The sequence below is a fragment of the Geodermatophilus marinus genome, assembly GCF_003428645.1.
GTDB lineage: Bacteria > Actinomycetota > Actinomycetes > Mycobacteriales > Geodermatophilaceae > Geodermatophilus.
The window spans coordinates 62,997-76,898 of sequence record NZ_QVQH01000002.1 but is presented as its reverse complement, the minus strand read 5'-3'; the positions used below and the strand labels follow the sequence as shown (position 1 = coordinate 76,898).

At 75.5% G+C, this 13,902-nt stretch carries 9 protein-coding genes; 1 reads left to right on the top strand and 8 read right to left on the bottom strand.

From position 1 onward, the window contains the following. Positions 1 to 2 precede the first annotated feature (2 nt). The 4 genes from D0Z06_RS02670 to D0Z06_RS02655 all read right to left on the bottom strand — a co-directional run bounded on the left by D0Z06_RS02670 (position 3) and on the right by D0Z06_RS02655 (position 6,977). Positions 3 to 2,888 (bottom strand): tyrosine-protein kinase domain-containing protein, encoded by a 2,886-nt coding sequence (locus D0Z06_RS02670; RefSeq protein ID WP_117375837.1) that lies wholly within the window; start codon positions 2,886 to 2,888, stop codon positions 3 to 5. Then, positions 2,889 to 4,409, bottom strand: a complete 1,521-nt coding sequence (locus D0Z06_RS02665; RefSeq protein WP_117375836.1) for a lipopolysaccharide biosynthesis protein — start codon at positions 4,407 to 4,409, stop codon at positions 2,889 to 2,891. Further along, the gene (locus tag D0Z06_RS02660; protein ID WP_117375835.1) at positions 4,406 to 5,485 is read right to left on the bottom strand and encodes a polysaccharide pyruvyl transferase family protein; all 1,080 of its coding nucleotides are present in this window, start codon (positions 5,483 to 5,485) and stop codon (positions 4,406 to 4,408) included. Before D0Z06_RS02660 ends, D0Z06_RS02665 begins: the two co-directional genes overlap by 4 nt. A 106-nt stretch (positions 5,486 to 5,591) precedes the next feature. Next, a complete protein-coding gene (locus tag D0Z06_RS02655) occupies positions 5,592 to 6,977 on the bottom strand; it encodes a Coenzyme F420 hydrogenase/dehydrogenase, beta subunit C-terminal domain (RefSeq protein WP_117375834.1) in 1,386 nt (461 codons plus the stop codon). A gap of 200 nt (positions 6,978 to 7,177) precedes the next feature. On the opposite strand from D0Z06_RS02655, the gene D0Z06_RS02650 reads away from it, so the two are divergent. After that, positions 7,178 to 8,203, top strand: coding sequence for a glycosyltransferase (locus D0Z06_RS02650; RefSeq protein WP_199522089.1), 1,026 nt, complete (start codon positions 7,178 to 7,180; stop codon positions 8,201 to 8,203). 7 nt (positions 8,204 to 8,210) lie between these two features. Here the strand turns inward: D0Z06_RS02650 and D0Z06_RS02645 are convergent, their stop codons facing one another. From D0Z06_RS02645 to D0Z06_RS02630, 4 genes are all read right to left on the bottom strand, one after another. Then, positions 8,211 to 8,966: a polysaccharide deacetylase family protein gene (locus tag D0Z06_RS02645; RefSeq protein WP_199522088.1), complete on the bottom strand. Its 756-nt coding sequence runs from the start codon at positions 8,964 to 8,966 to the stop codon at positions 8,211 to 8,213. Beyond that, on the bottom strand, positions 8,963 to 9,967 hold the full coding sequence (locus D0Z06_RS02640; protein WP_199522087.1) for a glycosyltransferase family 2 protein: 1,005 nt from the start codon (positions 9,965 to 9,967) through the stop codon (positions 8,963 to 8,965). Before D0Z06_RS02640 ends, D0Z06_RS02645 begins: the two co-directional genes overlap by 4 nt. Positions 9,968 to 9,972: 5 nt before the next feature. After that, complete coding sequence (locus D0Z06_RS02635; protein WP_117375833.1) at positions 9,973 to 10,995, bottom strand: glycosyltransferase family 2 protein; 1,023 nt, start codon at positions 10,993 to 10,995, stop codon at positions 9,973 to 9,975. A gap of 157 nt (positions 10,996 to 11,152) precedes the next feature. Then, positions 11,153 to 13,902, bottom strand: a 2,750-nt coding sequence (locus D0Z06_RS02630; protein WP_199522086.1) for a PKD domain-containing protein, incomplete at its 5' end; no start/stop codon positions are given.

The following is a 13,902-nucleotide window of genomic DNA, read 5'->3' as shown; positions in this document are numbered from 1 at the left end:
CGTCACGGACGCGGCCGGCCGGCGGCCGCCGGCGCCCGCTGCCCGGCGGGGACCGCGTCGTGGGTCTCCACGGCGTGCTGACGGCCGACGGCGGCCGGGCGGGCGCCCTTGCGCCACCACCGGCCTGCGTCGACGTCGTCGCCCTGGTCGGACCCGTACGCCCCGTAGCCGTAAACCTGCTTCTCCCGGACGAGCCGGTTGAGCACGACACCGAGGGGCCGGGTGTCCACGTTGCCGAGCTGCCGCAGGGCCTCTGCCAGCTGGTTGCGCCGCACCCGGTGGGTGTCGACCACGACCAGCGTCCCGCCCGTGCACCGCGAGAGGAGCAGCGCGTCGGTCACCGGGAGGACGGGTGGCGAGTCCACCACCACCGCATCGTACCGGGTCGCCAGCTCGGCCATCAGGGCCGTCATGCGCGGGCTGTCCAGGAGCTGGGCCGGGTTGGGGGGCACCGCGCCCGCCGTCAGCACGTGCAGCCCGTGGGGGCCCCACTCCTGGACGACGTCGTCGACCGCGGCACGTCCGACGAGCACGGTCGACAGGCCGGCCGATCCCTCGAGGTCCAGCCGGTGGGCGACCGCGGGGCGCCGCATGTCGGCGTCGACCAGCAGCACGCGCTCGTGGACCTCGGCCAAGGCCAGCGCCAGGTCGAGCGCCACGGTCGACTTGCCCTCGCCGGGCAGCGACGAGGTGACGGCAAGGCTGAGCGGTTCGCCGTCCAGGCGGAGGAAATCGAGGTTGGTCCGCAGCTGGCGGAAGAGCTCGGCCTGCGCGGACCGCGGGTCTGTGGCGAGGACCAGTTCCTCGCCCGCCCGCTGGGTCCGGGCCGCGATCAGGCCCAGGACCGGGGCGTCGGTCAGCGCCCGCACGCGGACGGCGTCCCGGACGCGCGTGTCCAGCGACTCGCGCAGCATCGCGTACAGCACGCCGAGCGCCGCACCGGCGACCAGGCCGACGAGCAGGTTCAGCGTGGTGTCCGGGGACGACGGGCCCGTGGGGACCTGCGCCGGCGCCACCGGGGTCACGAGCACCGTGGCCCGTCCCTCCGTGTCGGCGGGGGCCACCTCCTCGACCACCTCGGCGAGCCGGCCGGCGACGGCGTCGGCGATCCGCGCGGCCTCGGTGGGCGAGGTCGCCGACGCGGACACCTGGAGCAGCACCGTGTCGTTCGGCGCCGTGGCCGACACGCGACCGGCGAGGCCGCCCGCGGTCGTCTCCAGGTCGAGCCGGTCGATCACGGGGTCCAGCACCGCCGGCGTCGTGGTGAGCGTGGCGTACGACGCCATCTGGGCACGGGTGAACGTCGCCCCCTGGGCCAGGTCGCTGGCCGTGTTGCCGTTCTGCAGCGAGAAGAACAGCCCGGCCGTGGAGGTGTAGGTCGGGGTGGCCAGCAGGCTGGCCGACAGTGCGGCTCCGCCCGCGAGCGCCACGCAGACGACGACGCCCCACATCCGCCGTCGGAGGACCTGCAGGTAGCCAGCGACGCCCACGATTCCGTCTCCCCCCGGGCGGTGACCACTTCGGTCACCCACTGCAACGACGGTAGCCATCGATCTCCTCGGATTCGGCTGTGTTCCCCACAAGGAGTGAGGACGGTGGGGGTCCCGGGCGGTGGCGTCGCCCGGACCCGGCGGATCGGCGGCTCGCTCCCCGCGTGGTGCCAGCGCCTGGGCCGCCACGGCCAGGCCGGCGACGAACCACACCAGGCTCGCGTACTGCGTGATCAGGGCCACCGTTGCGAACGCGGGCAGCTGGGCGACCAGCGCGACGGTCGGTGCGGTCGCCTGTCCCCTGACGACCACGACCACCGCCGACAGCACCGCCGCTCCCAGGAAGGCCAGCGGGATCCAGCCGTAGGTCAGCGTGGTCAGCACCAGGGCGCTGTCGATGGAGCGGAACGTGCCGAAGGACGCCTCGCCGGTGGGCGAGCGCCAGTAGCTCGGCGACAGCCCCAGCAGTCGCGCTTCCCCCAGCAGGGACAGCAGGTCCGCGCGGTACCCGGCGCTCCCCGACGCCTCGTCGCCGGCCGCGGCGAAGACCTGGGTCACCAGGGGGGCGGCGGCCGCCGCGCCCACGAGGAGGCCACCGCAGATCAGCAGTCGCAGACGGCCGGGCAGCCCCGTCCGCAGGAACGCGATGGACAGCAGCACACCCAGGACCGCCGTCCCCAGCCCGATCCGGCTGAAGGTCACCGCGCAGGCCGCGCCCATCAGCACGGCCATCCCGAGCCGGACCGCGGGCCGGAGCGGCGCCGCCAGGGTGAGGGGCAGCGCGAGGGCGAGGCTGCCGCCGAGTGCGATGGAGTGCCCGAAGGCCCCCTCGGCGCGCGCCACGCCGCCGCGTTCCTGGATGGTCGCCCAGACCTCCCGCAGTCCTCCGGAGCCGGGCACGAGGTGGAACGGGTTCCATCCGGCGACCCACTCCACCAGGGCGAGGACCGCAACCGCCGTGAAGGCGACGGCGACGAGGGCGTACACCCGCCCGAGGGGAAGGCGGTGACCGGCCAGCCGGCCGAGCAGGTAGGCGCTCGCCCAGTGCGCCAGCAGGACGAACACGCCGTTCGCGGTGCCACGGCCGACGAGGGCGGGCAGCAACGCGGACAGCGCGAAGGCCGCGATGAGCAGGTCGGCTCCCACCGGGCTCAGCGGCACGCACCGGCGGACGAGGACGAGGGCTCCGACGGCGGCCAGCCCGGCCAGCACCTGCGGCTCGAAGTAGGCCCCGAGTCCGACGCCTGCCCAGACGGGGACGAGGCAGACGACGGCCAACCACCCGCCCACCCCCAGCTGCGGCGAGCGGCGCAGCAGGACGACGGCGAGCACGCCGAGGGCCGCTGCACCGCCGAGCCGGACCAGCTGGTCCGCCGTCGCCGCGGAGAGGCCGGCCATCTAGCGGTCCCCCTGCCCGGTTCGGCGCCGGGACAGCGCCAGGCGGCCGACCTCCGCCACACCGACGACGTCACGGCGCAGGGCGGGGACGGCGGACACCACCGCAAGGGTCACCGCCACGCCGGTCAGGACGCCGCACCCCAGGGACACCGCGGCCGGGAGGTCCCCGGCCAGCGCCGTGCCGGCCCAGGCGCCCCCGGCGGTGGCGGAGGTGAGGCCCAGGATCCGCAGCGCCCCGAGGAGCAGTTCCCGCCGCGGCAGCGGCGTGTGGCGGGACAACCACCAGAAGGACAGCGGCCAGCTGACGGCCGGCGCCAGCGCGAAGCCGGCCGCGACACCGACGACGCCGAACGTGCTGCCGCCACCGATGCACACCACCCGGATGACGACCTGGACCAGGGAGTAGCGGAACAGCGGTCCGGTCAGCCCGCGGGCCAGGTAGACCCAGTAGTTGACCAACGCCAAGGTCTGGAACACACCGGCCAGGGCCAGCCAGTGCAGCAGCGGGACGACGTCGGTCCACTGGCCGCCGAGGAGGACCACCGTGGCCGGGTCGGCCACGCCCAGCACGAGACCGAGTCCGACGACGAGGGTGTAGCCGAGCGCGAGCTGACCGCGCTGCAGGAAGGACGAGAAGCGACGCGGATCGTCCTGCAGGGACGCGAGGACCGGCAGCACGACCTGGGTGGACGGACCACGCAGCTGACCGAGCGGCGTCATCAGGAGCTGGAACGCCCGGTTGTACAGCCCGAGGGGTCCGGCGCCGAACCGCGCGCCGATGACCAAGGAGTCGATGTTGTTGCCCAGGTAGCCGATCACCTGGGTGCCGACCATGCCGGACCCGAACCGCAGCAGCCCGCCCATGGGGACGCTCCGGTCCGGCGGGCCGGGCACCCACCGGCCCGCTGCCAGGACGACCACCAGCATCACCGCGTACTGGACCAGCTGCTGGCCGACGAGGGTCCAGTAGCCGGCGCCGCCGAGTGCGAGCGTCACCGCGGCGGCGAGCCCGGCGACCGGCGACACGACGTCGGCGACCGCGAGGCGCCCGAACTGCAGGCGCCGGGTGAGATTGGCCCGGTGCTGGGTCGCCGTGCCGTTGAGCAGGAACGTCCAGGCGAGGGCCTGGGTGATGCCGACCAGCTCCGGCTGGCCGTAGACGCCGGCGAGCGCGGGCGCGAGGGCCCACGCGAGCACGCTGAGCACCAGCCCGAACGCGGTGTTGAGCCAGAACAGGTTGCTCCGCTGCTGCGCGGACAGGGTCCGGGCCTGGATCGCCGCCGTCGACAGCCCGAGATCCCGGAAGACGTCGGCGACGCCGAGCACGACCATGACCATCGCCAGGAGCCCGTAGTCCCGCGGTGACAGCAGCCGGGCGAGGATGACCACGGACAGGACCTGCAGGGCGATCCGCCCGCCCTGCGCCGCGAACGTCACCGCGGCACCGCGGGCGGCGCGGTTGCGCAGGGTGCTGTCGTCGGGCGGGACGGTGTCCGCCGGGGGGACGGCCGGTCCGGTCACCGGAGGGTCCGCAGCGACTTCTCCGCCTCGCCGAGCAGGTCCTGGGCACGCCGGCGGACGTCGTCGGCCGTCGCGGTGAGCTCCGGTTCGTCGTCGAGGACCCGGAGCACCGCCTCGAGCGGGGCCTGCTCGGCCCGGAGGTCGACCGAGTGCCGCCAGCCGAGGTCCTGGAGCAGCGGCTCGAACTTGCGCGAGTAGGCCAGCGGCACCGCGGGGGTCCCCACCGACAGTGCGTTCAGGCAGGCGTGCATCCGGGACCCCAGGACCAGCGACGCCCCGGCGACCACCTCCCGGACCTCCGCGAGGGAGGTCGGCACGACGACGTCCACCGGTCCCTCGTGCGCCGCAGCGAACTCCTCGACCGCCGGCACGTCGTTGTCACCGCGCGCCCAGCCGACCACGTGGGCGAGGAGGGTGACCTCCCGGCCACGGGTCACGAGCTCGCGGTAGAGCCGGCTCACCGTGTCCCGGTACGCGGCGGAGTCCACGTGCCGGTCCCCCTGCCACAGCAGCCCGGAGACGTTGAGGACGACGTCCCGGGTGGCCGTCCGCGCGGGAGTGTCCAGGGCGAAGACGACGTCGGTGGTGCGGGCGTCCACGGGGTGGCCCAGGTCCGCCGCGAGCGCCGCGCTGCGGTGGTCGCGGGCCATCGTGCGGGTGGCCGCTCGCAGGCTGGTCCGGCCCAGCACCCGGCCGCGGCGGCTCTCGAAGGGTCCGATCGTCTGCGGTCCGAGGACGAGCGGGACGCCGCTGCGTCGGACGAACTCGGCGACCGCCGACATGGTGGCCAGCCGCGGGAGCCCGTAGATGTCGGCGAAGCTGTCCCCGGACCGGGTGTCGACCACCAGGTCGAACTCGCGCAGCCACGACCGCAGCCCGCGGGTGCCGGTCACCCACTCCCGGGCCAGCTCCCGCGGGTCCCCGATGCGGACCGGCGGGGCGGTGCCGCCGTAGTCGTGGAAGGAGCACTCGGCGTCCGGCCACACGCGGCGGACCAGCGCGGCGGTGCCCTCGGCGAGGGCCCGCACGCCGTAGTTCGGCGCCTCGGGCGCAGCCCAGAGGATCAGTACGCGCATCGGTTCCCCCAACGAGACGTGGTCCGCGGACGTCGGGTCGGACGGCCGGGAGCCCAGCGATGCAAGCACCCGGAACGACCCGTCCGACGACTGCGGAGAGGGCGGCTCATCCGATCGGGCGAGGCCGCCCGGCGGTGCCGGCCGCCGGGCCGTCGCGCCGGTCCCGGCTGCGCCGGTGCGTGCCCCGAGCCGTCCGCACGGTCTCGCGCGGCTGACCGGAGGCCAGGCGGAGGAGGCCGAACCCGCGGACGGAGGGCACCGGACGCCCCGCCAGCCGGGCGCCCAGCAGCCGGCCGAGGAGGGTCGCCCGGCGCCGGACCTGCAACGGCTGCACCGCGGCCACGCTTCCGGCGGTGATCGGGCGGACCTCGAGGACGCCGGCGGCGACGGCCCGCTCGACAGTGGCGCGCCCGCGCTCGGTGCGGGCGACCAGGACGCTGACGCCGCTCCCCTCGGTGAAGTCGGGGTAGCCGCGGTCGTCGCTGCGCCAGTAGTCACCGGCGGCGATGTCGGCGCTCTCCCCGACGCCGTCCGGGCAGATCTTGCACCGCCACTGCACGGCCGGGCCGAGGTGCCGCCCCCACGACTCGTCGTAGGATGCCCTGACCTGCCGGCCGGCCCGGGTGACGGCGGTGAACTCCCCCGGCCAGCCGTGCCCGCGGTAGCGCAGGGACTGCAACTCCTCCCCCTGCGGGACGCCGAGAGCGGTGAGCAGGTCGGAGGTGGCGTGCTGGGACGGCACCCCGGCGCAGAAGAAGGACAGCAGCAGGGGTCGGGCGCCCCCGTGGCCGGCAGTGGGGAGCGCCCGCAGGGCGGCGACCTCGCAGGGCCGGCCGATGACGGCACCCCCCGGGTCGGTGGCGGCCGGGTGGCCGGCGGTGGCCACCGGCGCGTACCGGGACCCGGCCGAGGTCAGCGCGTCGGCCCGGGTGGTGATGCGGACCGGGACCGTCCGGCGGGGCTCGTCGGCGTCGGATCGCGCGCCTACGACCTGCGCGGCCTGCCCGGTCTCGGCGAGCCACGCGGCCAGCGCTGTGAGCGTGCCACCGCTGCTGCCGCGATGGCGGATCTCCGGGTCGACGGCCCAGGCCTCCCAGACGGCGACGACCGGTCCAAGCTGCGGATCCCGCCGGGATCCCGCCGGCCGTTGTGCGCGCACGCGACGGCCGGGGCAGGCCGCCCGGAAGGCGCGCTCCTGGGCACGGGAGGCGACCGGCCGTGGACCGCTGCCGACCGGCACCGGCCGGATGAAGCCCTCCGGGTCCAGCCGCATCGTCAGCCCCGGGTCGAGCAGCGTGCAGGCGCCGCAGCCGGAGCAGTTGCCGGCGTCGACAACCCGTGCGACCGAGCGCTCGAGGCTCCCGGGAGGCCCGTCCCCCGGACCCGCGGTCGTCCCCGTTCCCGCCGGCCGCGCCGGTGCCGGGGTCACCGCGAGCGGGTCCCGGCTGGTCCGGGTCCCGGGGTGCAGGGCGCACGGGTCGTCGGCTCGCATCGTCGTCTCTCGTCCGGGAGCCCCGCGCCGGGACCGGCCGGGGACGCACCGGATGCAAGCACGGGCCCGCGTCCGCCCACCGGCTCCGCAGGAGGTGGCTCACCCCATGGGGCGAGGACTCCCGTCCCCCGCTCCGGGGAGGATCGGGGACGTCCCGGCGACCACCCGCGTCGCCTCGCCCGGGTGGTCGGAGGTCGATCGTGCGGTCCAGTCAGCGAGAGGACCAGCTGGTCGTCCTGCAGTCGTTCCCCGAGCCCCGGGCGACCACGAACCCCTACGTGGTCATGCTGCACACCGCTCTGGACGAGCTGCCCGGCGTCCGGGTGCTGACCTTCTCCTGGCGACGGGCACTGACCGCCCGCTACGACGTGTTCCACGCGCACTGGCCGGAGATCCTGGTGTCGGGACACAGCCCGCTGAAGGAGCTCGTCCGCCAGGTCCTGTTCGGGCTGCTGGTGCTGCGGCTGCGGATCACCCGCACCCCCTTGGTGCGGACCGTGCACAACCTGCACCTGCCCGAGGGCATCTCCCGGCGCGAGGTGGCGCTGCTGCGCTGGGCCGAACGCCGGACCACGCTGCGCATCCGGATCAACGAGCGGACCGAGCTGGACCCCGGCACCCCGGTGGAGACGGTCCTGCACGGTCACTACCGCGACTGGTACGCCGCCCATCCGCGGGGCGACCGGAGCCCGGGACGGTTGGCCTTCGTGGGACAGGTGCGGCGGTACAAGGGCGTCGACCGGCTGGTCGAGGCGTTCCAGGAGATCGACGCCCCGGACCTCACGCTGCGGATCGCGGGCCGACCGACCTCCGGCGACCTGGCCGACCGGCTGCAGACCGCAGCCGGTCGGGACCCGCGGATCTCCCTGGCCCTGGACTTCCTGACCGACGCCGAGCTGGTCGCCGAGGTGTCCGCCGCGGAGCTGGTCGTGCTGCCCTACCGGGAGATGCACAACTCGGGAGGCGCGCTCGCCGCCCTCTCCCTGGGGACGCCGGTGCTGGTCCCGGACAACCCGGTCAACCGGGAGCTGGCCGAGGAGGTCGGTCCCGGGTGGGTCCACCGCTTCAGCGGCCCGCTCACCGGCGCCCACCTGCTGGCCGCACTGACGGAGCTGCGGGAGGCCCCGCCGTCGGCCGCCCCGGAGCTCTCCCGCCGGGACTGGGACCGGGCCGGGCGCGCGCACGCGGCGGCCTACCGCCGGGCGCGGGACCTGCTGCGGACCTGACCCCCGGTCAGCCGACGAAGCGGGCCTCGCGGATCAGCGTGCCCGCCGTGAGGGCCTCGGCCAGCGACCGCGTCGCCAGGCCACGCGCGGCGTACCCGGCGAGGACGTCGGCGATGAGCCGGCCGCGGTCGAGGACCGGCCCCGGGCCGTCCCAGGCGAGGTCCTCCGGACCGGCGAAGCCGTCGTGCGCCAGCACGATCGCGCCGGGTCCCACCCCCTCCTGCGCCTTGGCCAGCCGCTCGGCGTGGCTGACGTCGCGCCAGTCCCAGGTCGTGGGTCCCCAGAGCACCGGCAGCAGACCGGCCTGGACCACCGCGCGCCAGGTCCGCGGGGTCTGCCGGCCGTACGGGGGACGGTGCCAGCGGACGGCGCGCCCGGTGGCGTCCTCGAGCTCGGCCTTCCCGGTGCGGACCAGGCGGGCGACCTCGGCGAGCGGCAGGTCGGGCAGTGCCCGGTGGTCGACCCCGTGCAGCGCCACCTCGTGGCCGGCGGCCACGACCTCCGCCAGCAGGCCGGGGTACCGGCGGGCCCGGCTGAGCAGCACGAAGAACGTGGCAGTCGCCCCGGCGTCGGCCAGGGCGGCGAGCACCCGGTCGGTGCCGCCCGGCTCCGGGCCGTCGTCGAAGGTGAGGACGACGTGCCGCTCAGCGGTCCGGACGGCGACAGCCGACCCGGCCAGCCGGCCGGCGCCGCGGCGCGCGGCCCCGACGAGGCTGCGACGGCCGGACCGGGCCACCCGGACCGCAGCGGTGCGGCCGGTCACCGCGCGGCCACCCGGGCGAGGTGCCAGCGGCGGCCGTCGCGGGCGTATTCCTCGTACACCACACCGACGGCGCCACCTGCCATGCCCGCCCCGCGGAGGACCGTGCGCAGTCCGCGGGCCTGGTGGCGGTGCGACCGGCTCAGCACACCCCACGTCCACCGGACCCCTCCGCCGGCGACCCGCAGGGCACCCCGCCCGAGGCCGCGCGCCCGCACCGCGAGCCGGGGCAACGCTGCGGGGGTGAGCCGCAGCTCGGTGAGCAGCGCCGCGTTCCCGTGGCTCCAGGCCCGGGCGAGCACCCATGCGCGGGTCATCCGCTCGGCCGGCACCTGGTCCACCACGGCCGACTCGTCACACCACACCATCCGTCGTCCGGCGCGGACCAGGGAGCGACTGAACAGCGTGTCCTCGCCACCGGCCATGCCGAGGGCCGCCTCGAAGCGGGTACCGGTCTGGCGGATCTGATCGAGGTCGAGCAGCAGGTTGCCGGTCGCGGCGATGTCGATCTCGGTGCCGGTGGGGAGGCTGCGGCGGACGAAGAAGTCCCCGGCCCGCAGCCACGGGTCCAGCTCCCCGGCGTACTCGGCCAGCACCCGGCCCGACACCGCCGCAGCTCCGGTCGTATCCCAGGCGTCGAGCAGGCACGCCAGCCAGCCCGCCCGCGGACGCTCGTCGTCGTCGATGAAGGCCAGCAGCCGCGCACCGGACGCCTCGTCGAGGGCCCGGTTGCGGACGGCGGCGATCCCGGGACGGGGCTCGGCCGCGTACCGGACGCCTGGCAGCGCGACAGCGGTCACGACCGCCGCGGCGCTGCCCTCCGGGTCGTTGTCGACCACCAGGACGTCGACGGTGTACCGCCCCCGTGAGGCATCCGTGACCTCGGCGGCCTGCACGACCAGCTCGGGCAGCAGCGCGCGCAATTCGGCCGGTCGCCGGTAGGTGGGCACGGCGACGGTGACCGGCACGGGTGCGGTGGGCAGCGGCGCGGCGGCGACGGACACCGACGTCACCCTCTTCCCCGGGCCAGGTGCCGGCGACAGCGGGCCGGCGCATGGCGACCGCCGGGCCCGGACCGCCGCCGCAGCAGCAGGGCGGCTATGCCGATCGCCAGGCCCTCCCCGGTACCGCGCACCGCCGCCAGCAGGGGGCGCGGGGAGTGCAGCAGCTGCCGACGTCCACCGCGCAGCAGGATCTCCCAGCTGACCGCCGGGGTCCGCAGCAACCAGCCGAGCAGCTGCGGACGGGACAGGTTGCGCGCGGCGAACAGCAGCCGGTTGCGGGTGTTGTAGCGGTAGTAGAGGTCGGACTTGGCCCTGCCCCGGCGCTCCCCCTGGGTGCCGCCCTCGTCGTGGACGGCGACCAGGTCGGTGCGGATCACCAGCGAGCCGCCGGCCGCGAGCACGCGGTGGCAGAGATCGACGTCCTCCCAGTAGAGGAAGTAGTCCTCGGCGAACCCGCCGGTGCTGTCCACCATCCCGGCGGAGAGGACCAGACAGGCGCCGGTCAACCAGTTCTCGACCGGGCCGCGCGACCGGGTCGGGCTGTGCGGTGCGCCGGTGCGGCCGTCCGCGAGGCCGAGCGTGGAGCCGGCGAACACGGTCCGGCCGGTGGAGTCGACGATGCGCGGTGCCAGCACCGAGGTGGCGTCGGCGAGGCTCGCGACCCGGAGCTGCTCGACCACCTCGGGGGTCACCGAGGCATCGGGGTTGAGGCAGCAGAAGGTCTCGCAGCCCAGCTCACGGGCCCGTGCGATGCCCACGTTGGTGGCCGCGCCGAAGCCTCGGTTGTCCGGCAGGCAGACCACGGTCCAGCCGTGGGCCTGGCCGAGCTCCGCGACGGCCCGGCGGTTGGCCGCCGTGGAGTAGTTGTCCACCACGACGACGCACACGTCGTCGCCGCCCAGGCCGGAACGGCCGAGGGTGCGGCGGAGCAGGTCGGCCGAGCCGTACGAGACGACGACGACCCCGATGGGTCCCCCACCCGCCGGGAGGTCCGGGGCTGGAGCTGCCGTCGCGGCAACGTGCGTCATGGTGGTCCTCCCCCGCTGCCCGGACGCCGGTCTGCCCGGCCGGGCGCGTCGATGGTGCGCGCCCCCGGGTCCGGTCGTCGTCCCCCGGCAGGGGGATGCCGGGACGACCTCACCCCCGACGGTGAGCCGTCGGGGGTGCGGTCGTCGAGAGGTGCGGTCAGCGCGCCTGCGGCGCCTGGCCGGCGGGTCCGACCCACAGGTCGTCGAACCGGACGGCGTTGCCGGCGGTGGCCGACCGGGCGGTGTAGACGTCCACCTTCAGGCCGCCGGCCCGCTGCAGCACCACCGTGCCGTCGGTCGCCTGCACCTGCCAGTCCGGCTCCACCGTCCCGGCCGTCCAGGCCTTGGCCCGGAGCGCCGCGGGGGCGTCGCCGCCGACCTCGTACCGGACGGTGAGCGCCGTGCCGGGCGTGTACGTCCCCGGCAGGGTGACCCCCGTGAGGAAGGTCTCGGCCCAGTCGACCACCCGGACCAGCTCCAGCCGCACGCGGCCGTCGGCGGCGAACCACAGCTGGGCCTTGTACCGGGTCCCGCCGACGTCACGGGTACCCAGCGACACCCACATGCCGCCGCCGGTGGGCGTCCGCTCGAGGACGACGTCGGCCTGGACGGCCACGTCCGCCGCCGTGACACCCAGCAGGCCGCCGACGCTGGTGCCCGGGTTCGCGGTCAGCCGCCCCGCGCCGTCGGTCACCGCGACGTTGGCCGCGCCACCGTAGGTGGTCCAGCTGCCGCCCAGGTCCGCCTGGCCGAAGCCGCCGGTGACCTCGCGGCCGAAGGCGTCCGCGGCGATCGGCTCGGCACCCGGCTGCGGCTCGGGTTGCGGCTCCGGCTCGGAGGCCGGCGCGGTCACCGTCACCACCCGGCTGGTCGAGGCGGTCGCCCCGTCGTCGTCGGTCACCGTCAACCGCACCGTGTAGCTGCCCGCCGCCGCGTAGCCGTGCGACGCGGTCACCCCGGTACCGGTGCCACCGTCGCCGAACTCCCACGCGTAGGAGGCCACCGAACCATCGGCATCAGCCGAACCCGACCCGTCGAACGCCGCGCTCAACTCCGTGGGTACCGCCGTGAACGACGCCGACGGCGCTTGGTTGACCGGAGCCGGGTCGACCGGAGTGCCGGTCGGCTCGCCCGGAGCGGTGCCGGCAGCCCCGACCCACAGGTCGTCCACCCGCACAGTCGAGGCCCGGGTCGCGCTGCCCGAGACGTACTCGTAGAGGAACACCGCACCCTCCCGCTGCAGCGCAGCGGTGCTGTCGGTGCCGGTCACCAGCCAGGCCGCCGGCTCCGGGGCCCCGCTCGCCCAGGCCTTGGCCCGCAGCGTCGTGGTTCCGGTGCCCTCGGTCTCGAACCGGACCGTCACCGACTGGCCAGGCGAGTACCCGCCGGACAGCGCCGTCCCGGTCAGGATTGTCTCCACCCCGTTCACGTGCCGGGCGAGCATGACCTCGACCACGCCGTCACCGCGGTAACGCAGCAGCAACCGGTAGTCGCTGGTGCCCCCCCGCCGGGTGGCCACGCTGACGTAGGTCCCGCCACCGGTGGCCAGCTCGGGCACCACCAGCTCGGCCTGCACCGCGGCATCCAACGAGGAGACCCCCGCCAGCAGAGCCGAGGCGTTCCGCCGGGCCTCGGCGCTGAGCTGACCGGCGCCACCGGTCACCGACGTGCTCCCCGAACCACCCACCGTCCAGGCGCCGCCCCGATCGGCGGTCCCCCAACCGGAGACCACCTCACGGTCGAACGCATCCACCGCCAGCGCACCATCACCCGGCTGCGGCTCGGGCTGCGGCTCCGGCTCGGCGGCCGGCGCGGTCACCGTCACCACCCGGCTGGTCGAGGCGGTCGCCCCGTCGTCGTCGGTCACCGTCAACCGCACCGTGTAGCTGCCCGCCGCCGCGTAGCCGTGCGACGCGGTCACCCCGGTACCGGTGCCACCGTCGCCGAACTCCCACGCGTAGGAGGCCACCGAACCATCGGCATCAGCCGAACCCGACCCGTCCACCGCCACCGCCAGATCAGCCACCGCAGCGGAGAACACCGCCGACGGCGCGGTGTTCGGCACCTGACCGGTGCGACCCGTCGTGTTGTGGCCGGCCACCTGCTGCGCCGACAACGCGGTCGGGTAGACCGCGACCTCGTCGATCTGCCCGGCGAAGAACTCCGCGGCGCTCTGCCAGCCGCGGTCCCCGCCGACCCGCCAGAACCCGCTGTACGGGTTGGCGGCGGTCACCTGCGGTCGGGTCCCCGCGAGGACGCCGTCGACGTAGAGCTCCATGCCCCGGTGGCTGAGCGAGGCGACGACGTGGTGCCAGCGGCCGTCGTTGTAGGTCGCGGTGGTGCCGACCCGCTGCTGGGCGCCGTTCCAGACGCCGAAGTGCAGGCGTCCCGCCGCGTCCATGAACACGTGCCGGTCGTAGCTGGTGCTCGTGCCGGTCGCGCGGTTGCCGTACCCGACGATCTTCCCGCCGGTCCGCGACGTGGTCTGGACCCACGCCTCGACCGAGAAGACCTGCGGACTGGTGGCCGCCGCCGTGGTGGCCAGGAAACCGGTGGACGTGCCGTTGAAGGAGAACGCCGTGCCCCCGTCACCGGCCAGGGCCCCGGCCTGGTTGCGGGTGACGCCGGAGTTCATGGTCATGTCCCGGGTTCCGACCCGGTCGTAGGCCGTGGAGCCGGAGAGCTCACCGAGCGACCAGTGGGCGCTGGCACCATCGGCGGCGACGAGGTCGCCGTAGGTCCCGGAGGGGCCGCTGTTGGCGGCACCCACGGTGGCGGTGACCCAGCTGGAGGCCAGCTCGTTGCCGGCCGCGTCGCTGGCGACCACGAGCCAGCGGTGCGACCCTGCGGAGGCCCCGGTGTCGGCGCAGCCGTACGTGGGCAGGTCCCACCACCGCGAGGGCCGCG